This window comes from Arthrobacter sp. P1_C12_2 (genome assembly GCF_056406415.1).
On sequence record NZ_JBFUAF010000001.1, the window covers coordinates 63,237 to 83,210 of the forward strand.

Annotated in this window: 17 protein-coding genes; 8 read left to right on the forward strand and 9 right to left on the reverse strand. The window is 68.9% G+C overall.

Annotation, left to right across the window (positions count from 1 at the left end):
• Nucleotides 1-209 precede the first annotated feature (209 nt).
• Both AC1DZQ_RS00305 and ssd read right to left on the reverse strand, forming a co-directional pair.
• Nucleotides 210-1,550 carry a TadA family conjugal transfer-associated ATPase gene (locus AC1DZQ_RS00305; RefSeq protein ID WP_476961586.1) on the reverse strand — a complete coding sequence of 447 codons (1,341 nt, stop codon included), beginning with the start codon at nucleotides 1,548-1,550 and terminating at the stop codon, nucleotides 210-212.
• Nucleotides 1,547-2,656, reverse strand: a complete 1,110-nt coding sequence (gene ssd, locus AC1DZQ_RS00310; protein ID WP_476961587.1) for a septum site-determining protein Ssd — start codon at nucleotides 2,654-2,656, stop codon at nucleotides 1,547-1,549. Before ssd ends, AC1DZQ_RS00305 begins: the two co-directional genes overlap by 4 nt.
• Before the next feature lie 135 nt (nucleotides 2,657-2,791).
• Between ssd and AC1DZQ_RS00315 the strand changes: the two genes are divergently transcribed.
• Entirely contained in the window at nucleotides 2,792-4,534 is a 1,743-nt protein-coding gene (locus AC1DZQ_RS00315; RefSeq protein WP_476961588.1) for a bifunctional 3'-5' exonuclease/DNA polymerase, read from the forward strand.
• 143 nt (nucleotides 4,535-4,677) lie between these two features.
• Nucleotides 4,678-4,938 (forward strand): YegP family protein, encoded by a 261-nt coding sequence (locus tag AC1DZQ_RS00320; RefSeq protein ID WP_476961589.1) that lies wholly within the window; start codon nucleotides 4,678-4,680, stop codon nucleotides 4,936-4,938.
• 67 nt (nucleotides 4,939-5,005) lie between these two features.
• Here AC1DZQ_RS00320 and AC1DZQ_RS00325 read toward each other — a convergent pair whose 3' ends face one another.
• Genes AC1DZQ_RS00325 through AC1DZQ_RS00335 form a run of 3 tightly spaced genes read right to left on the reverse strand, consistent with a single transcriptional unit; the run spans nucleotide 5,006 to nucleotide 7,982 of the window.
• Nucleotides 5,006-5,686 carry an NUDIX hydrolase gene (locus tag AC1DZQ_RS00325; RefSeq protein WP_476961590.1) on the reverse strand — a complete coding sequence of 227 codons (681 nt, stop codon included), beginning with the start codon at nucleotides 5,684-5,686 and terminating at the stop codon, nucleotides 5,006-5,008.
• Nucleotides 5,683-6,516, reverse strand: coding sequence for an endonuclease III (nth, locus tag AC1DZQ_RS00330; RefSeq protein WP_476962021.1), 834 nt, complete (start codon nucleotides 6,514-6,516; stop codon nucleotides 5,683-5,685). Before nth ends, AC1DZQ_RS00325 begins: the two co-directional genes overlap by 4 nt.
• 47 nt (nucleotides 6,517-6,563) lie before the next feature.
• Nucleotides 6,564-7,982 (reverse strand): hypothetical protein, encoded by a 1,419-nt coding sequence (locus AC1DZQ_RS00335; protein WP_476961591.1) that lies wholly within the window; start codon nucleotides 7,980-7,982, stop codon nucleotides 6,564-6,566.
• A gap of 431 nt (nucleotides 7,983-8,413) precedes the next feature.
• Here AC1DZQ_RS00335 and acs point away from each other — a divergent pair, with 431 nt between their 5' ends.
• The 3 genes from acs (at nucleotide 8,414) to AC1DZQ_RS00350 (ending at nucleotide 12,289) form a co-directional block, all read left to right on the forward strand.
• Complete coding sequence (gene acs / locus AC1DZQ_RS00340; RefSeq protein ID WP_476961592.1) at nucleotides 8,414-10,444, forward strand: acetate--CoA ligase; 2,031 nt, start codon at nucleotides 8,414-8,416, stop codon at nucleotides 10,442-10,444.
• Nucleotides 10,445-10,647: 203 nt separating this feature from the next.
• A complete protein-coding gene (gene aroQ, locus AC1DZQ_RS00345; RefSeq protein WP_476961593.1) occupies nucleotides 10,648-11,124 on the forward strand; it encodes a type II 3-dehydroquinate dehydratase in 477 nt (158 codons plus the stop codon).
• 88 nt (nucleotides 11,125-11,212) lie between these two features.
• Nucleotides 11,213-12,289, forward strand: coding sequence for a DUF2332 domain-containing protein (locus AC1DZQ_RS00350; RefSeq protein WP_476962022.1), 1,077 nt, complete (start codon nucleotides 11,213-11,215; stop codon nucleotides 12,287-12,289).
• A 51-nt stretch (nucleotides 12,290-12,340) separates the two neighbouring features.
• Here the strand turns inward: AC1DZQ_RS00350 and AC1DZQ_RS00355 are convergent, their stop codons facing one another.
• Nucleotides 12,341-13,525 carry a MarP family serine protease gene (locus AC1DZQ_RS00355; protein ID WP_476961594.1) on the reverse strand — a complete coding sequence of 395 codons (1,185 nt, stop codon included), beginning with the start codon at nucleotides 13,523-13,525 and terminating at the stop codon, nucleotides 12,341-12,343.
• 214 nt (nucleotides 13,526-13,739) lie between these two features.
• Here AC1DZQ_RS00355 and AC1DZQ_RS00360 point away from each other — a divergent pair, with 214 nt between their 5' ends.
• Nucleotides 13,740-14,417: a Crp/Fnr family transcriptional regulator gene (locus AC1DZQ_RS00360; RefSeq protein WP_011693220.1), complete on the forward strand. Its 678-nt coding sequence runs from the start codon at nucleotides 13,740-13,742 to the stop codon at nucleotides 14,415-14,417.
• A 382-nt stretch (nucleotides 14,418-14,799) separates the two neighbouring features.
• Here the strand turns inward: AC1DZQ_RS00360 and AC1DZQ_RS00365 are convergent, their stop codons facing one another.
• Genes AC1DZQ_RS00365 through AC1DZQ_RS00375 form a run of 3 tightly spaced genes read right to left on the reverse strand, consistent with a single transcriptional unit; the run spans nucleotide 14,800 to nucleotide 16,476 of the window.
• Nucleotides 14,800-15,711: an NUDIX hydrolase gene (locus AC1DZQ_RS00365; protein WP_476961595.1), complete on the reverse strand. Its 912-nt coding sequence runs from the start codon at nucleotides 15,709-15,711 to the stop codon at nucleotides 14,800-14,802.
• A gap of 16 nt (nucleotides 15,712-15,727) precedes the next feature.
• Nucleotides 15,728-16,318 carry a RidA family protein gene (locus tag AC1DZQ_RS00370; RefSeq protein ID WP_476961596.1) on the reverse strand — a complete coding sequence of 197 codons (591 nt, stop codon included), beginning with the start codon at nucleotides 16,316-16,318 and terminating at the stop codon, nucleotides 15,728-15,730.
• Nucleotides 16,319-16,320: 2 nt separating this feature from the next.
• Nucleotides 16,321-16,476 carry a DUF4177 domain-containing protein gene (locus AC1DZQ_RS00375; protein WP_009359196.1) on the reverse strand — a complete coding sequence of 52 codons (156 nt, stop codon included), beginning with the start codon at nucleotides 16,474-16,476 and terminating at the stop codon, nucleotides 16,321-16,323.
• Between the two features lie 37 nt (nucleotides 16,477-16,513).
• Here AC1DZQ_RS00375 and AC1DZQ_RS00380 point away from each other — a divergent pair, with 37 nt between their 5' ends.
• A complete protein-coding gene (locus AC1DZQ_RS00380; RefSeq protein WP_476961597.1) occupies nucleotides 16,514-18,799 on the forward strand; it encodes a transglycosylase domain-containing protein in 2,286 nt (761 codons plus the stop codon).
• Nucleotides 18,800-18,802: 3 nt separating this feature from the next.
• On the forward strand, nucleotides 18,803-19,750 hold the full coding sequence (locus tag AC1DZQ_RS00385) for a metallophosphoesterase (RefSeq protein ID WP_476961598.1): 948 nt from the start codon (nucleotides 18,803-18,805) through the stop codon (nucleotides 19,748-19,750).
• The last annotated feature ends 224 nt before the right edge of the window (nucleotides 19,751-19,974 follow it).

Sequence of the window (19,974 nt, forward strand, 5' to 3'; positions counted from 1 at the left end):
GGGGACGGGCCCGGCACCGGCGGATCCCCCACCGCGCCAGCGGCCGAATCCCCCGACGGCTCTTCCCGGGCGGGAGCGCGGCGGCCCATAGGGCACGGGACCTCGCGTGCGAGCGCTTTCCAGCGCCCTGCGGGTACGATGACCGGCCGCGCGCGGGGAGGGAAATGCCAGCCAGACGGCCAGGACCAAAACGATGATCAGGGGGACGGTCATCGCAGCGACCCTGGCTGTAGGGATTCGTGGCCGGGACCCGGTTGGCGCCTTGCCGGCCGCGCCGCCTGCAGCCCGGCGGGTCCCGCCCCGGCCAACCCGGGATCCAAGCCGAGACGATGGGCCAGCTGCGGCCAGGCCCCGCCGAAGCGGAGCTCGCCCTGTTGGATCTCCAGTGCGGCGGCGACAGCCAGGCCCGAGTCTTGGACCTCCATGATTCCAATGCTCGCGACCTGGCGCCCCGTTTCGGTCCGCTCGACATGCACGACGGCGTCGATCGCGCTGGCGACCTGCAGCCGCACCGCGTCCTGGCCCATGCCGGCGAGCGCGCCCAGGGCCGCCAGCCGGGCAGGCACGGCCGCCGCCTCATTCGCGTGGATGGTCCCGCCGCCGCCGGTATGTCCGGTGTTCATGGCCGAGAGCAGCTCGCGGACCTCAGCGCCGCGGCATTCGCCCACCACCAGCCGGTCCGGCCGCATCCTGAGGGCCTGCCGGACCAGTTCGCCGAGGTCCACGGCACCGCCGCCTTCCAGGTTTCCGTGCCGGGATTCCAGCGAGACGACGTGCGGGTGGACGGGATTTAGTTCTGCGGCATCCTCAATCAGGACGAGTCTCTCCCCGGGGTGGCACAATCCCAGCAGCGTCGCCAGTAGCGTGGTCTTCCCCGAGCCGGTGGACCCGCTGATGAGGAAGCTCAGCCTGGACGCCACCATGCGTTCGAGCACGGACTGGACCAGGCTCCCGAACGTCCCGGTCCCGAACATGCCGGCGCGCTTCAGCTCGGGCATGGAGAAGACCGTGGCCCGGCGGATCCGCACGCTCAGGAGGGTTCCTGCCGTGGAAATAGGCGGCAGCACCGCGTGTACGCGGTAGCCGCCGTCGAGCCGGACATCGACGCAGGGCGAACCGTCGTCGAGGCGGCGGCCGCCGGCTGCCACGAGCCTCGCGGCGAGGGCCCGGATCTGCGGCTCCCCGGAAAAGACGACCGGCGCCTTTTCCAGACCGCGGCCGCGGTCCAGCCAGACAGAGTCCGGCCCGTTGACAAAGATGTCCGTCACAGCGGGATCCCGGGTGAGCGGCTGCAGGGGGCCCAGACCGTTCAGTTCGGCGCTGATGCTCTCCACCGCGGCCAGGGCACCGGCCGTGCCGAGCAGCCGTCCGCTCGCCTGGACCGCCGCCGCGACCCTCGACGGGGTCACCGGGGAGGCATCGGCCATGACGGACTCGCGCACGGACTCCAGCAGCGTCTGGTCGAGAAATCCCTGCGAGCGGCGGCGGCCCGGCGCCCGCCGGGCGGGACGTTCCGGTTCGGCCGGTTCTACGGCCGCATGGGCACTCATGAGTCATCCCCGCCGTTCAGATCAAGGAGTCCGGCGGCGAACCGGCGGACGGAGCGGTGCCGGCCAGCTTCGAGTAGGCGGCCGAGTTCCGTGGCCCCGGCCAGATCCTTGATGTCCGGCATGATGCCCTGAAGGACTAGCCCCACGGAGCCGGCGATCAGCGGCGCATCCAGGGCGGCGCCGCGACTGGCCCGGACCACGAGGGCGGTTTCCACGGGGGGAAGCTCCTGCAGCAGCCAGGCCGTGGCGACGGCGGCCCGCAGCCGGGCGGGCGCCACGACGATGATCCGGTCGCATTCGCCGGCGAAGGCCCGTAAGGCTCCCCGTTCCCGGCCGATATCCAGCACCACCAATTCGCAGGCGCGGCGGGCGGCGTCGAGGACCGCGGCCACGGTGCTCGCGTCCACGCCGGCGGCACGGTCCCGGATTCCCGGCCACGACAGGAAGGAGAATCCACCGGTGACCGGCAGCGCCTCCTCCAGCTGGGCGGGGTCGATACTGCCGCTCACCCCGGCCAGATCCGGCCAGCGGAGCCCGTGGGCGTCCTCGGCGGCCAGCGCCAGTTCCAGACCCCCGCCCCAAGGGTCGCCGTCGATCAGCAGCACGCGGACCCCGGCCCCCGCGGCGGCCTGCGCGATCCAGATGGCGGCCGTCGTGGCCCCGGCACCGCCGCAGCCGCCGGTGAGACCCAGCACGACTCCGCCGGCTTCCGGCGCGCGGGACCGGCTCAGGTATTCCGCCAGCCAGGCGGCCGCGTCCGGCAGCACCGCGACACGTTCGGCCCCGACGGCGGCGGCCAGATGCCACAGCCCTTCTCCATCACCGTTGAGACCGAGCAGCACGGCAGGGGCCCTCCGCCGGGGCGGCAACCCGCGGATGTCGCTGCCCACGAGCACGGCGGCCGCGGCGTCCCAGAATGGCGCGGCCTCGGCAACGTCCTGCACCGTCCGCAGCTGGCCCCCGGCCGCTGCCACGATGCGCTCCACCTCGCTGCGCAGCACATCAACCCCGGTGACGAGCAGGGTCTCCGCGGAATCTCCGGGGATCCAGGGCTCGTGTGCCCGCGGTGGCGGCGAGTCGGGACCGCGTTGCTGGTGCCTGTTCATGCTGCCACTGTGCCCGGGCGGGAGGCGCAGCATAACCGCCGTCGTGGGCTATGTGGACAAGCCCGGCGGCTTTCCCGCACCGGCCGCCGGGGAATGAGCACAGACCACGTCCCGGAGCAGGGCAGAATTGACCCTATGTACCTGCTGCTTGCCGCCCACGCCGACGGCGCGGCACTGCAGCAACTCACCGCCGATGGCCTCCCCGAACAGTCCAATCCGGAACCACGGGTTGTCAGAGCCGGCGACCTCGCCGGAGTTGTGCGCGGGCTTGAGGAGCGGCACCCGCGCTGGATCTGGCACCGCACGCAGGATTGGTATCCCGCGCTGCTGCGCGCCGGGGTGGAGCTTGAGCGCTGCTACGACCTCACGTTGTGCGGTTCGATCCTGGCCCACTCGGAGTTCACCGCCCACACCGCCTATGCGCAGGCGGCGGAGAAGCTGACGCAGGACGACGAGCTGCACCAGCCACCGCGGGGCTTGCAGCCCCCTGCCCCGCCGCCGGAACAAGGGGCCCTGTTCGATGCCCCGGCCCCCGGTCAGCGTCCCGGCCAATCCATTGAGGCTCTTCGCGCCGAGTACGCCGCGCAGCAGAAGGCGCTTCGCCAGGCTGGAACGGCCTCTGGAACGGCCTCCGGCGCGGACGTCGTCACTGACCCCGGCCGGCGCCAGCGGCTCCAGCTGCTGCTGGCGGCCGAATCCGCCGGGGCCATGATCGCCGCCGAAATGCAGCACACCGGCGTCCCGTGGCGGGAGGAACTGCACGAGCAGATTCTCGCGGAGCACCTCGGACCCCGCCCGGCTCCCGGCCAGCGGCCGGCCAAACTCGAATCGCTCACGGCCGAACTGAGGCTGCTGCTGAAATCGCCGGCACTGAACCCGGACTCCCCGCAGGAGCTCATGCGCGCCCTGCACCGCAACGGCATCGAAGTGAAAACCACCCGCCAATGGGAGCTGAAGGAATCCAGCCACCCCGCGATCGTGCCGCTGCTGGCCTACAAGAAGCTGGCCCGTCTCCACGCGGCCAACGGCTGGGCGTGGCTTGATACCTGGGTGAAGGACGGCAGGTTCCAGCCCGAGTACGTGGTGGGTGGCGTGGTCTCGGGACGGTGGGCGTCGCGAGGTGGCGGGGCGCTGCAAATCCCGCGCCAGATCCGCGGCGCGGTCCACGCCGATCCCGGCCACAAACTGATCGTTGCCGACGCCTCGCAGCTGGAACCGCGGGTGCTCGTGGCGCTGGCCCAGGATTCCAAAATGGCCGAGGCCGCCCGGGACAAGGACCTCTATGCCGGCATTGCCGCCCAGGGCTTCGGCGGCGACCGGGCAAAGGCGAAGGTGGCCCTCCTCGGGGCAATCTACGGGGCGACCACGGGCGAGTCCGGCCGACTGATGCCCCAACTGGCCCGCACGTACCCCCGCGCCGTGGGCTTCGTCGAGCAGGCTGCGCGCGACGGCGAAGCGGGCAGGACCGTCACGTCACGGCTGGGCCGGAGCAGCCCGCCGCCGTCGGAGCGCTGGCTGCAGAGCCAGCACTCCACCACGGCGGAAGAACAACGCCGGGCGGACTCGATCGCGCGCTCGCGCGGCCGCTTCACCCGAAACTTCGTGGTCCAGGGCTCGGCGGCTGACTGGGCGGCGTGCTGGCTCGCGGAACTGCGACGCCGCTTGCGCGCCCTGCGGTCGGACGGCGCAGCCGCCGGCGAACTGGTGTTCTTCCTCCACGACGAAGTCATGGTCCACTGTCCCGAATCCGCCGTCGGGGATTGCATCAAGGCGATCGAAGACTCCGCAAATGCCGCGAAAGAGCTGCTGTTCGGCCGCATTCCGGTGGAATTTCCGGTCAGCGTGGCCGTCGTCGACTCGTACGACAACGCCAAATGAGTGACCGAAGTCACCGCCTGTAACGTACCCGTCGGTAGCGTTGTGTGCGCTCCGTCACCGGGCTACCCTCGGAAAGGCCGGTGAATTTCCCGTACGATCCGCCGGCTATTGCAACGACGCAAGGATATTGGGGAGGCACAGGTTTGGCTGGCATTTTTGAGATCGCGCAGGCTGGCGATAAGGCTTATTTCTTCAGGCTGACGGCGGCGGATGGCACGGTAGTGGCCGTGTCCCCGCTCTTCAGCTCCATCAAGAGCGCGGCGGCGGGCATCAACGCCGTGCGCGAGAACGCCGCGACCGGCCTGATTGTGGATCGCTCCGGCGCTCACAGGCGAGTCGCCACCAGCAGGTCGGGGGGACGGGCACTGGCTCCCCGGGCAGGCACCCCGGTCGCCGCCGGCTAGGTGGTAGCCAGCCCTGCCGCCGGCTAGCGGACCGGCCGCCGGCTAGCGCGCCGGTGCCCTGCGGGCTTCACACATCGATCCCATAGAGCCGCTCGCGGTCCCACGGCACTGCCCAGCCCAGCTGTTCAAAGAGCTGGTTCAGGATCATCCCGGTAAACCCCCACACCACCACGCCGTTGACAGTGAAAGCGGGGCTCTGGAACGTCTGGCCGGCCCGGCTGACCGTGGCCATCACCCGGTTGTCCGGATCCAGCAGGTCCCGGACCGGAACACGGAACACCTGCGCGGATTCGCCGTAGTCCACCACCCGGACCGGCGACTGCGCGGCCCACCAGGCCAGGACCGGAGTCACCAGGAAATTGCCCCGGGGCAGCGCCAGTTCAGGCATCACGCCGAGCACGTCCACGCCCGCAGGGTTCAGGCCGGTCTCCTCCTCCGCCTCGCGGAGGGCGGCGGCCACCACGGACTCACCCGGGTCGATGCCGCCGCCGGGAAACGCCACCTGCCCGGGGTGGTCCTCCAGCGTTTGGGCCCGCTGCAGCAGCAGCACGTCCAGACCGGCCGGAGCGAGCAACTTCTCGGACACCGCCGGGACGGTGTCCAGCGCACCAAAAAGCATCAGCACCGCGGCCCTGCGGACCCGCTCGCCGGGTTCGACGGCGAGTTCCCGCCAGCGCGGATCCGGAGCCGGCGCCGTGCCCGCCTCCACCGCGGCAACGAGGTCAACGAGGTCCTGGCGCGCGGTCACGGCTGTTTCCTTTGCGATTCCATCCGGATTTCGGCGGCGCGGTGCGTCTCGGCCAGCAGCCGGGCCAGCAGTTCCTCCTGCCCCGGAGCGAGTTCGTACTTCAGCAGCTTCCTGGCCTTCTCCGGGTCGGTCTCGCCGGCACCGTAGCTGGGACACCAGTTGGCCACGGCGCAGGCGCCGCAGGCCGGCTTGCGGGCGTGGCAGACGCGGCGTCCGTGAAAGACGACGCGGTGCGAGAGCATGGTCCAGTCCTTCGGCTCGAACAGCTCGGCGACGTCGGACTCGATCCGGACCGGATCATCCGACTCCGTCCAGCCAAAGCGCCGGGCCAGGCGGCCGAAGTGCGTGTCCACCGTGATGCCCGGAATGCCGAAGGCATTGCCCAGCACGACGTTCGCGGTTTTCCGCCCGACGCCGGGCAGCGTCACCAGGTCCGCGAGCCGGCCGGGCACCTCGCCGTCGTACTCGTCCACCAGCCGGGTGCACAGCGCCAGAAGATTTCTGGCCTTGGCGCGAAAGAAGCCGGTGGGCTTGATGATGGCCTCCAGCTCGGCCGGATCCGCCTCCGCCATCCGCCGCGCATCCGGGTAGCGCGCGAACAGGAGGGGCGTGATCTGGTTTACCAGCACGTCCGTGGTCTGTGCGGACAGCACAGTGGCTATCACGAGCTCGAACGGGCTGCGGAAGTCCAGTTCCGCGTGGGCGTAGGGGTACTCTTCCGCGAGTTCCCGGTTGATCCGGCGTGCGCGGCGCTTGAGCGCCAGCACAGACTCCCCCGATGCCCGCGGCGCACCCGGTTTGGCGCTCCGCGGGTTCGGGGTGCCAGGCACCGTGCTGCCGGATTCCGTGGCGCCCGATTCCGTGGTCACGGGGTCGGCTAACCGCGTTCGATGTTGCTGAGGTCCCGCAAAACGCCGAGCCTGCCGTCGGTGTGCTGGACCAGGAACTCGTTGCCGCGGTCCTCCAGGGCAAGGACCCAGCCGCCGGGTTCGATGACGAACGCCGGGGCGCCGGTGCGCTCATCGACGGCGGTGCGGGGCTGTGCGACGGCGAACCAGAAGGCCTCGTGCACAGGGTGGACATCGTCCTCCGCCGGCCGGCTGGCGGGATCAACGGTGGCGCCGATGGGCTCCTGCGGCCGGACCTGTTCCTGCGGCCGGACCTGGGGGTTGACCGTGGTGGGAGCACTGCCGCCGGTGGCTGCCGGAACGCCGGCGGCCTGGGTCTGTTCCGCGGAGGAAGCGGTCTGCGCAGGGCCGGCCGCGGCGCCGGCGGCGGCGGCCGCCGGGACGCCGGCAGTCCGGGTCTTTTCCGCGGCGGGAGCCTCCGCCTCCGAGGAAGGGGCCGGCGTCGACGATGCCGATGGCGCCGAGGCAGCCGCGCCGGCTGCCGGCACGACGCCCGAGATCTGGGTCTCCGGGGCACTGGGAGCCGCAGCGCTCGGCGCCGCGGCGGACGCCGCGCCCGCCAAAGGTGCCCCGGCAGACGGAACGGCCGGTGAGGTTGCCGCCTGCGCGGCCTCCTGGCTTCCGGTGGCCGGGCGCTTGGCCCAGCCCGCGGCCGCCCCGGACGCAGCCGCGCCGGACGCAGCCGCCCCGGATGCTGCCGCGCCTGCCGCCGTGGAGGCCGCTACCCCGGCTGTGCCTGCACCGGCGGACTCCTTGGCCTTTTTGGGTTGCTTCGGCGTCTTCGGCGTCTTGGGCGCACGGGGCTTTCGCACCGGGACAACAGCTTCACGGGCAACCACGTGGGCAGGCGCTTCCTCCCGGCCCAGGAAGTCGCCGGCAAAGAACGGAATCCAGCGGGCCAGCACCGTGGCGGCGAAGAGCCCCAAAGCGCCAAGGAGCGAGATCAGCATGCTCGGCACGAAAGCCCCGGCCGCGGCGAGGAAAAAGAAGGCCAGCGTGAATGACGCCACGACGGACGCGAACTGGTCGACCGACAGGGATCCGATCCGGATCTTGGTCGACGGGCTGAGGCGGCGCGCCACAAACAACGCGGTGACAATGAGCGGCAGCACGATGCCCAGGCCCAGGAAGAACAGGCTGCCCAGGTTCCACAGGTTGTAGGCGAAGGCAAACATCGGAATCAGCGAAGCGATGAAAAGAAGCAGCGTGGAGCCGAAAACGGTGAGGTCACGGATGGTGAAGGGGCCGAGGACAGCTTCGTGCTTCTTCGCGGTCTTCTTGTCCACCGTGAAGCGTGGCGCATCCCCGAAACTGGCCGGCCCCGGCTGCGCCGTTCCACCCTGGTTCTGAGCGGGCGCCCGGAGCTGCCCGTTGTCTTGCTCGTTCATTCCGTATCTCCTTAGCATGGCGGCACCCTGGACAGCACCGTCTAACGGCAGGCAAGGACAGAACCGCCAGCGGTCCTGTCGCCTCCATCGGATGTCACAACTTCATCTCAGCCTAGCCAAGTGAATGGCCGATCACTAGCTGACAAGCCGAGGGCGGACGCAGCAGAATTCTGCGGCTTTCCGAATCCCGGACGCTTGCCCCGGGCCGCCGCCCGGCCACGCCAACAGACCACTCGGCGCTTAACAAACACCGCTCACGGCGCTGTTTGTGACGGGGCGCACGTTTGGTCGGACCCAAGTATTAGTGTTGGTTCCAGACAGCGCTAGCGGCACTGCCGCGGTCTGCCGCCGCCCGACGTCGCGCATGCGGCCCGGCGTGGAGGCGACGCGCACGGCCGCGCAGCCCGGATCGATGAATGATGAGGTTCACCATGTCCCAGCAGACACCCGGCTCCATGGCCACGCAGGCACCCCACGGCGACGCCTTCGAAAACCTGTCCCAGGAGAACCGCCGTTTCGCGCCTTCGGCCGAGTTCGCGGCGAATGCGGTGGTCTCCGCCGGGGAGTACGCCGAGGCCGACGCCGACCGCCCCGCGTTCTGGGCGAAGCAGGCCCGTGAACTGCTGAGCTGGAGCAAGGACTTCACCCAGGCGCTGGACTGGTCCAACCCGCCGTTCGCTAAGTGGTTCGTCGGCGGGGAGGTCAACGCGGCCTACAACGCCCTGGACCGCCACGTCGAGGCCGGACACGGGGACCGGGTGGCCATCTACTTCGAGGGTGAGCCCGGCGACACCCGCACGTACACGTACGCCCAGCTCACCGAGGAAGTGAAGAGGGCCGCGAACGCCTTCGAGTCCCTCGGCGTGGCCAAGGGCGACCGCGTCGCGGTCTACCTGCCCATGATTCCCGAGGCCGTCATCACGCTGCTGGCCTGCGCCAGGATCGGCGCGATCCACTCCGTGGTCTTCGGCGGCTTCTCCGCCGATGCCCTGCGTTCCCGGATTGACGACGCCGAGGCCAAGCTCGTGGTCACGGCCGACGGCACCTACCGCCGCGGCAAGCCCAGCGCCCTGAAGGCCTCCGTCGACGACGCCCTCTCCCGCGCGGGGGACGGTGACGGCCCCACCGTACAGAACGTCGTGGTGGTCAAGCGCAACGGCCAGGACGTGGACTGGCACGAGGGCCGGGACCACTGGTGGGCGGACACCGTCGGCGCCGCGTCCGCCGAGCACACCGCCGTCGGCCACGACGCCGAACACCCGCTCTTCATCCTCTACACCTCCGGCACCACCGGAAAGCCCAAGGGCATCCTGCACACCACCGGCGGCTACCTCACCCAGACCGCCTACACGCACAGGGCGGTCTTCGACCTCCACCCCGAGACCGACGTCTACTGGTGCACCGCCGACGTCGGCTGGGTCACCGGGCACTCCTATGTCGCCTACGCCCCGCTGATCAACGGCGCGACCCAGGTCATGTACGAAGGCACCCCGGACTCCCCGCACCAGGGCCGCTGGTGGGAGATCGTGGAGAAGTACAAGGTCTCCATCCTCTACACCGCCCCCACCGCGATCCGCACGTTCATGAAGTGGGGCAAGGACATCCCGGCCAAGTTCGACCTCTCCTCGATCCGCGTCCTCGGTTCCGTCGGGGAACCCATCAACCCGGAAGCCTGGATGTGGTACCGCGAGGTCATCGGCGCCAACGCCGGCAAGAACGGCGAACGCAAGCAGCACCCCGCACCGATCGTGGACACCTGGTGGCAGACCGAGACCGGGGCGCAAATGATCGCCCCGCTGCCCGGCATCACGGCCACCAAGCCCGGCTCGGCCCAGGTCCCGCTGCCCGGCATCGCCGTGGACGTCGTGGACGAGCTCGGCGAATCGGTGCCCAACGGCCATGGCGGCTTCCTGGTGATCCGCGAACCGTGGCCGGCCATGCTGCGTGGGATCTGGGGCGACCCGGAGCGGTTCAAGGAAACGTACTGGTCCCGCTTCGAGACCATGTACTTCGCCGGCGACGGCGCCAAGAAGGACGAGGACGGCGATATCTGGCTGCTGGGCCGGGTGGATGACGTGATGAACATTTCCGGCCACCGGCTCTCCACCACCGAAATCGAGTCCGCGCTGGTCAGCCACCCCGCGGTGGCGGAAGCCGCCGTTGTCGGAGCCGCGGACGAGACCACCGGCCAGGCCGTCGTCGCCTTCGTGATCCTTCGCGGGGATGCCGTGGACTCCGGCGACGCCACCGTCCAGGAGCTCCGCAACCACGTGGGCAAGGAAATCGGTCCGATCGCCAAACCCAAGACCATCCTCGTGGTCCCCGAACTGCCCAAGACCCGGTCCGGCAAGATCATGCGCCGCCTGCTCAAGGACGTCGCCGAAGGCCGCGAGGTGGGCGACGCGACCACGCTGGCGGACAACACGGTCATGGCGCAGATCGCCCAGTCGCTGAAGAAATAGCCGACGCGCTTCGAGACGGGTTCACCGGCGGCGTTTGGCCGCCGGTGTTGCCGCCTTGCGGCGGTGCCGCCCTGGTGGGTGGCGCCGCCGTCGTCGTTGCTCCTGCCGGCCGACGCCGCAGGTGCGGGCACCGCGACCGGTGGCGGACGGTGCTGCAGTAACGAACAGCGCGTGCGGCCCGCGGGCGCGATAGATTTGCAGACATGACTGAAGCCACTCCCGCCAGCGGCGCAGGCCGCGGCACCATTCTGGTCCTCAACGGACCCAATTTGAACCTGCTCGGCACCCGCGAGCCGGAGAAATACGGGACGGCGACGCTCGCCGACGTCGAGCAGCTCGCCAAAGACGCCGGTGCGTCGCACGGCCTGGACGTCGAGTGCTTCCAGTCCAACCACGAGGGCGCCCTGGTGGACGCCATCCACGCCGCACGCGGGAAGGCGGTGGGAATCGTACTCAACGCCGGCGCCTACACGCACACGTCCGTGGCCATCCGGGACGCGATATCCGCTGTTGCCCTGCCGACGGTCGAGGTGCACATCACCAATGTTCACGCCCGCGAGCCCTTCCGGCACCATTCCTACCTTTCGGACATCAGCAAGGCCGTGATCGCCGGCGCCGGGATCCTGGGCTACCGCTTCGCGGTGGAATACCTCGCCGGGCTGCACGCGGACCAAGACTGACCATTCCCCCGCGGAGCACGCGGCGGCGGAACTGTCAGGGTTAAGGCCGCGGATCCGGGCACGGCTACGGGCACAGCGGGGGGCCTGGCTGCGGGCCCCGGCTCCGGGCACAGCGCAGTGGTACCGGCACTTCGGTACGGTCGACGCGCCCGGTTCCTCCCCGTGCTATGCCGAGTGGGCCGTGGGGATCGCCGGGGACGCCGGGCTGATCCGGCGGATCGATCAGTGGCCGCACAACAAGCGCCAGCCGCTGCTGATCCTCGCCGCAGCACGGTTCCTCGGCGCGCAGGTCAGCCCCTACCGCGACTTACGGAAGTTCCTGGACAATCACTGGGCGGCGGTCTCGGAAATCGTGCTGTCCCGGTCCACGCAGACGAACGAGGCCGGACGCTGCGCCACCCTGCTGCCCTCACTCGCGCACATTTCCGCGGTGGAGGGCCGGCCGCTGGCCCTCCTCGAAGTGGGCGCCTCGGCCGGGCTGGCCTTGTTCCCTGACCGCTACGGCTACGAGTTTGTCGGCGCACGGGCCGACGGCGGACACGATGAATCGGGGGCCAACCTGTCGGGGGCCGCGGAAGCAAGGACGACGCGGCTGGTTCCGGACGGCGCCCCGCCTGGCACGTTTCCGGTCCTGCGCTGCGTCACTTCGGGCCCGGTGCCGCTGCCGGCGGAAATTCCCCGGGTGGCATGGCGTGCCGGGATCGACCTCAACCCCCTGGATGTGCGCAACCCGGACGACATCGCCTGGCTCGAAGCCTTGGTCTGGCCGGAGCAGGGGTTCCGGCTCGAACGGCTGCGCCAGGCGATCGCCATTGCCAAGGAACGGCCACCGCTGCTGGTGGCCGGCGACCTCAACGAACAACTTGTGGCACTCGCCGGCCGCGCCCCGGCGGACGCCGCCCTGGTGGTATTCCACAGCGCCGTCATGGCGTATCTGGATGCCGGCGGCCGCTCCCGGTTCCGGCGCACCATGGCGGATCTTGCGGCGGAGCGGGGCTGTCACTGGCTCTCAAACGAAGGCCACACGGTGATTGCGCAGGCGGACGGGTCCAGTGTGGTCCCGGAAATGGATGGCGCCCGGCTCCGCGGCCGGTTCCTGTTGCTGCAGGACGGCCAGCCGGCGGCCATCACGGGCCCGCACGGGCAAAGCCTGGAGTGGCTCTAGCCTGGGTGTGGCTACAGCCCGGCTGTGGCTATAGCCGGGCCGGCAGTCCGGCTATTTCTTGACGCACTGTCCGGACGAGACGGCACTGCCCAGACCCGGCGCCTGCGCCGCCACGGGGCCGAGGTCATGCATGGTGATGGCAAACCCGAGAGAGGACTCGGTGGTGGCCTTGGCAAAGACAACCCCGGCCACCTGTCCGTCCATGGTCAGCAGCGGGCCTCCGGAATTGCCCGGCTGCACGTCCCCGGCAAGCCGGTAGACGTCCTCGGGGGCAGCATTGTTGCCGTAAATATCGGGCACGAGCACGGTGGTGATGTCCTGCACCGTGGCCGGCTTGGACTGGAAGGGGCCGCCGTGCGGATAGCCGGCGAAGGCCGCGGCGCTGCCGGACGGCAGGTCGGACGTCAGGGGAAGTGGCGTCGACCGCAGACCGTCGACCGCCACGACTGCGAGGTCATGCTGGGTGTCAAAGTACACAATGCGTCCGGGCAGGGCGCCGCCGCCGGGCGTCTCCACCACCGGCTCGTCGACCCCGGCGACCACGTGGGCGTTGGTCACCACGCGCCCGGGGGCGACCACGAAGCCGGTTCCGGTCTGGTTTTGGCCGCACTGGTAAGCGGTACCGGCGATCTTGAGCACCGACGCGGCGGCCTTGTTCAGCGCCGGAGTATCCGTATTGGTGTCCGGGACTGCGACGGGCTGGCCGTGGCCGAGTCCGTCCAGCAAGGTGGGTATACCCTCGCCGATCACGGCAGAGCGCAGCTGCGCCATTGATGCTTTGACCGGTGTCGGCGTCACGCCGTCGATGAATCCGATGACCTTGGACTCGGCGAGCTGCTGGGAAACGAACGGCACGCCCAGGGCGCCGATGCTGAACGCCAGCATCGACATCACGAGGGCGGACACCACCACGTTCACGCCTCCGCCCACGAGGCGGTCCGCTGCCCGCAGGGGGCTGAACGGGACCACGCTGCGAATTCGCCGCCCGATCATGGTGCCGAGTCCGTTGCCCACAATCATCAGAAGGACCGCCGTGGCAACGATTGCAGTCAGGCGCCAGCCGCTGTCCTCCACGAGGCCGCTGACGATGGGAACGGAGACGAATGCGGCGACGGCGCCTGCCGCGAATCCCGCGATGCCTCCGAGCGTCACAAGGAAACCGTTGCGAAGACCGTGGATCAGGTAGGACAAGAGCGCCACTACCAACGCCAGGTCCAAAATGGTCAAGCCAAACACCGGGGCTCCTCACAGACAGTTCAGCGACGATTGTACCGGTGTAAGCTGAACGTTTGCCGACCGGCCGCCAGCCTGCACAGGGATCTGCGCGGACTTCCCCAGTCGTGCGCTTTCGGCCCATCGGGCGTTTCCGTGCCAACTACGTCACAGAAGCTCCAAAATTCTGAAAGAATGGCTGAAGCGCCCCAGCCGACACAGCTAATCAGGAGATTTCATGGATATCGAGGTATTGCGCCGCGCACCCCTTTTCGCCACGCTCGACGACGAGGCGTTCCGTCTGCTGACGGACGAACTTACCGAGGTGGACCTTTCACGCGGTGCCTCGGTATTCCGGGAAGGCGATCAGGGTGACCAGCTTTACTTCATCGTCTCCGGCAAGGTGAAACTCGGCCGCACGTCGCCGGACGGCCGCGAATCACTGCTGGCCATCCTCGGCCCGGGCGAACTTTTCGGCGAAATGGCACTGTTCGACCCCAGCCCGCGCACGGCCACGGCAACTGCCGTTTCCGAGACGCGTCTCGCCGGACTGAAGAACGAGAGCCTCAACGCGCTGCTGCGCACCCGCCCTGAGGTTTCGGCCCAGCTGCTGCAGGCCCTGGCACGCCGCCTGCGCCGCACCAACGATTCCCTCTCCGACCTCGTCTTCTCCGACGTGCCGGGCCGTGTGGCCAAGGCGCTGCTGGATCTGGCCGACCGCTTCGGCCGCCCGGCGACCGACGGCGTCCTGGTCGCCCACGAACTGACGCAGGAAGAGCTCGCCCAGCTGGTCGGCGCCTCCCGTGAGACGGTCAACAAGGCCCTCGCGGAATTCGTGCAGCGCGGCTGGCTGCGCCTGGAAGCCCGCGCCGTCGTCATTCTTGACATGCAGCGCCTGCGCCAGCGTTCCCGCTAGGGATCCCCTGCAGCAACCACGAAGGCCGGCCCCGGAAACGGGACCGGCCTTCTGCCGTTAACACTCGGAGTTCCCGGCCTGGTTGTCCGCGGGACATGCCCAGCCCCGGCCGCGAGGACTGGACATAATGCCACTATGTCCAACGGCCAGAGCCAACGGAGGGCATGTCCCGGCCCGGCACGGGGCAGGAAAGGGCATGTCCTGCGCCGGCACGCGGCAAGAAAGGACATGTCCAGCGTTACGTTACGGACCAGGAATGGACCTGCCCCTGGCCAGCCCGCGGCAAGAAGGGACATGTCCAATGGTGCGGAAGAAGGTTGGGCATATCCCCCCGGGTCGCCCGCGTGGAGCCAGGATTCCGTGAACCCGGCGTTCCCGGGACCTAGCGTTCCCGCTGGGGTTCGCCGGCGATCGTCTTGGCGGCTTCGACTTCGAGCATGAGTCGGCCCTCTTCCTCGACCAGCTTCGGCTGGTAGACGTGGGCCTTGCGCTTGTAGCTGAGGTAGGCGATGCAGCCGTTGGCCTTGGCCATCTTCTCGAGCATGATCTCCGAACCGGGCACCAGGAGTTCGCCCAGGGTCCGGCCGACGGTGTTCTCCTGTCCCACCTCGTCGCCAAGCACGGTGGTGTCCCGCTCGTTCACGACGCTCCGGACGCACACCCAGCGGCCCCAGACGCCCTTGCTGGCCAGCAGCGAGGGCTGCTGGTTTACGGGCACGGTGGCGGCGAAGTAGCGGGTGTTGAACCGGCGGTGCGCAAAATCGGGGCTGAGCCAGTTCACCAGGGGCTTGAGCAGGTCAGTGCGCAGGGAGAGTCCGCGCTTGGCGAGCAGGTCGGTGAAGGATTTCTCCTGGTCCGCCACAGCTTCGCGGGCGCGCATCCATTCAGCGCTGGAGGTCAGCTCCACCGTAGTGGACAGGTCGGGGCCGGCCAGCAGGATGCCCGTTTCCTCAAACAGTTCTCGGATGGCGCCGACGACGTGCCGGCGCGCCAGCCCGACGTCGGCGGTCCCCATCTGCTCGGCCCAGTGCTGGGGTGAGGGGCCCAGCCAGCCGACGGCGTCGTCGTCGGTGGCTTCCAGCGATCCGCCGGGGAAAGCGAGGACACCGAGCGGGGAGGACCCCGTCCGGTAGCCGAGCCAGGTCTCCAGCCCTGTGGGGGAATCCCGCAGGAGGATAACCGACGAGGCAAAACGGGGGGCGCGGGGCGTCCGCTCACCGTGTTCAATCCAGCTCCGGGCTGCTCCCTCAAGATCTGGGGGCAGGACGAACAGGCGACGTTCTAACTGTGGCAACGAAGTAACCGGTCTTCTAGGCGAATTCGGCGATCAGTTCGACCTCGACGGGCGAGTCGAGCGGCAGGACGGATACGCCGACGGCGGAACGTGCGTGCTGGCCGGCGTCGCCGAGGACCTGGCCCAGCAACTCCGAGGCGCCGTTGATGACACCGGGCTGGCCGGTGAAGGAAGGGTCGGAGGAAACAAACCCGACAACCTTGACGATCCGCGTGATGCGGTCGAGGTCGCCGATCACGCTCTTGACGGCAGCCAGGGCGTTGACGGCGCAGACGGCAGCGTAGGCCTTCGCGTCTTCCGGCGACACCGTGGACTCGTCGGAGGCGCCCGCTGAACCGGTGGAAACCTTGCCGGTGGCCTCGAGCTTGCCGTTGATGAACGGCAGCTGCCCGGAGGTGTAGACGTGGTTGCCGGAGATGACGGCCGGAACATACGCCGCAACCGGGGCCGCGACCTCGGGGAGGGTCAGGCCCAGCTCCGCGAGGCGCTGTTCGACGGCGGACGACGCGCCCGCGCCGGCGGCCTGGCTCGCTGCGGGGGCTGTGCTGTCGGAGATGTTTTCCGCGCCCGCCGGCGTGGCCGGAACGGCTTCTGAGGGGGTGCTCATGGCTACTGCTTCTCCCGCTTCAGGTAGGCAACCAGGCCGTTTCCGTCAGGGCCTGGAACAACCTGGACGAGCTCCCAGCCATCCTCGCCCCACTGGTCCAGGATCTGCTTTGTGGCGTGGATAATGAGCGGAATCGTGGCGTACTCCCATTTGGTCATGACATAAAGCCTAGTCGTTGCCGGTAAAGTGGAAAACATGGCGACTGGCAAGAACCCTTTATTCGACACGGCCACCACCCTCGGAAAGATCTTTCTTTTCCTGGGCGTGAGCGCTATTTGCGGCGTCCTGGTGGCGGGCCTCTTGGTCCCCGCGGCGGCCGTTTCGGGCAGCGCGGCGAGCGGTTCGATCCAGTTCTTTGACACGCTCCCCGCAGAGTTGAAGGTCGATCCGCCGAGCCAGTCGACCACGATCCTGGCGTCCGACGGCAGCCCGATCGCCAACCTCTACGCGGAAAACCGCACCCGTGTTTCGCTGGACCAGATGTCTCCGCACATCAAGGACGCGATCATCGCCATCGAGGACAGCCGCTTCTACGAGCACGGCGGTGTGGACACCACCGGCATCTTGCGCGCCCTCGTGAGCACCGCGCGCGGCAACAAGCAGGGTGCGTCCACGATTACGCAGCAATACGTGAACAACGTCATCAACTCCTCGCTGGAAGCCGAAGGCAAGGGCGACGAGGTCCTCCTCAACGGCGTCAACAAGGGCGTCGGGGACAAGCTCCGTGAAATGAAGCTGGCCATCGCGCTGGAGAAGAAGTTCACCAAGGAGCAGATCCTCGAGGGCTACCTGAACATCGTGTTCTTCAACCGGGACGCCTACGGCATCGAAGCCGCGTCCAAGTTCTTCTTCAGCACCACGGCCAAGGACCTGACCCTGCCGCAGGCGGCCCTGCTCGCCGGCGTCGTGAACAGCCCGTCCTACTATGACCCGATCACCAATCCGGAGAACGCCAAGGTCCGCCGCGACCTCGTGCTCCATGCGATGCTGACCCAGGGCAAGATCAAGCAGGCCGACTACGATGCCGCGGTCGCCACGCCGGTGCAGACCAAGGTCACCCAGCCCCGCCAGGGCTGCGCCTATTCGCAGACGGCGCCGTACTTCTGCGACTACGTGCTCCACCTGCTCCTGAACAATCCGGCCTACGGGGCCGACGCTGCCGAGCGTGAGCGGAAGATCTTCCGCGGCGGCCTGACCATCAAGACCACGCTGGATCCGAAGGCCCAGGCCGTGGCCCAGGCCCAGGTGGACGGATCGGCCGGCGCGAACCCGGACAAGTGGGGCGCCTCGCTGGTGTCGGTGCAACCGGGCTCGGGCAAGATCGTCTCCATGGCCCAGAACACCGTCTGGTTCCCGGCAGCCGGCAAGTTCGACCAGACCCAGAACTTCAACGTGGACGTGCAGGACGCCAAGGGCAATGACCTCAACGGCCTCGGCGGCTTCCAGCCGGGCTCCACCATGAAGCCGTTCACGTTCGCGGAGTGGCTCAATGAGGGCAAGACGATGAGCACGCAGCTCAACGGCGCCGTCCGCCGATACTCCCCCGGCTTCCCGTGGAAGAACACCTGCCCCACACCGACGACCGACTCGTACGATAGCACCGCGGGCACGACCGACCTGCAGAACGCCGACGAAAACCACTACAAGTACATGTCTGTCCTTGACGGTCTGGCGAACTCCATCAACACCATCACTTTCGCCTCTGCCGCCCAGGTGGACCTCTGCGGGATCCAGAAGGTCGTGGACGCCGTCGGGATCCACGGCGGTCTGCCCAGCCCCGACAGCCCCAACCCCCAGGTGAACATGACGCGTTTGTCCAACCTCATCGGGGCCACCCAGACGGCGCCGCTGACCATGGCCAGCGCGTTCGCCACCTTCGCCAACAACGGCAAGTACTGCGAACCGATGGCCATTGAGTCGGTAACGGACGCAACCGGCGCCCAGCTGCCGGCCCAGTCACCGAACTGCAGGGACGCGGTCAAGCCCGAGGTGGCCCACGGCGTCGCCTACGCTATGCAAGAAGTGCTCAACCGCGGTTCGGGCGCGCTCATCGTGCCCCGGATATCGACCCGGACCACCTTCCCCATCGCGGCGAAGACCGGTACCAACGACAACAACAGCTCCACCTGGGTGGCGGGCTACACCAGCGGCCTGGCGACGGCCACGTGGTTTGGGGATCCCCTGGGTGACCAGCAGCGCGCCGGGCAGAATGTCACGATCAACGGCAACTTCTACAAGGGCATCGACGGTTACATGATCGCCGGTCCGCAGTTCTCGAACTACATGGCCCAGGTGGCGCCGGCCTACGGCACCGATCCGTTCCCGGCTCCGCCGTCGGACATGCTGAACTCCCCGGCCCCGGTAGCACCGCCGCGGACCTCCTTCCCGACCAGCCAGAGCACCGAGCCGGCCGCGGAACCGTCCACGGAACCGTCCGCCGAGCCGAAGCCGGCACCCACGAAGTCGTCCGGCAAGAAGTAGCCGATGACCCGGGGGAATGATCTGGCGAGCCGCGTTCGAAGCATCGGACGCGGCTTTGCCGTGACCGCCGCGATCGGGACGGCGGCGGGGGCGGCCGCTACCGGCTACGGGCTGTGGGAGAAGAACCAGTTCGTGCTCAGGGAGGAAACCCTCCCCATCCTGCCGGCCGGGTTCGGCCCGTTCCGGATACTGCACCTGTCCGATATCCACTTCGTTCCGGGCCAGCACCGGAAGGCGCGGTGGCTGTCCTCGCTTGCGCAATTGCAGCCGGACCTCGTGGTGAACACGGGCGACAACCTCAGCCATGCCAAGGGCGTGGACCCACTCTTGGCGGCCCTGCGACCCTTGCTGGACTTCCCGGGCGTCTTTGTCCCCGGCTCGAACGACTACTTCGGCCCGAGCCTGAAGAACCCCGCGTCATATCTGCTCGGGCCATCGGGCGAGCGCAAAGACCCGGAAAAACTCGACTGGCCCCGGCTGCGTTCCGAGTTCGGCATGTCCGGCTGGGTGGACCTGACCAACCGCTGCCAGTCCGTCGTGCTCAAGGGCATGCGCTTCGATTTCTCCGGCGTCGACGATCCCCACCTGCGCCTCGATCGGTACGCGGGCTGGCCGCGCGGCACCAAGGGCCGGGACGGCGACCCGCACCTGCGCATCGCCGTCGCGCACGCCCCCTACCAGCGCGTCCTCGACCGATTCACCGAAGCCGGCGCCCACCTCCTCCTGGCCGGCCACACCCACGGCGGCCAGATCTGCGTCCCGGGCTACGGGGCCCTGGTCACCAACTGCGACCTGCCCACCTGGCGGGCCCGGGGCCTGCACACCTGGGAAAGCAACGGCAGTACGACGCCGGTGAACGTCTCGGGCGGCATCGGCACGTCCCGCTTCGCCCCGGTCCGCATCGCCTGCCGGCCCGAAGCCGTTCTCCTCACGCTGACCTCCCGCGCCTAGGCCTGGCCGCAGCCACGCCTGCCCGCCCTCCGGCCTGACGGGTGGACATGCCCTCCCCTCGCGCCCGCACCCAAGGGACATGCCCTCCCCCGGTCGCGAGCACTGGGCATAGACCCACCATGCCCACCTGCTGCGGCCAAGACTGGACATGTCCCGCCGTGGTCGCGGCCAGGACTGGGTATGTCCTCCCCGGCTCGCGGCCAGCACTGGACATGTCCCACCGG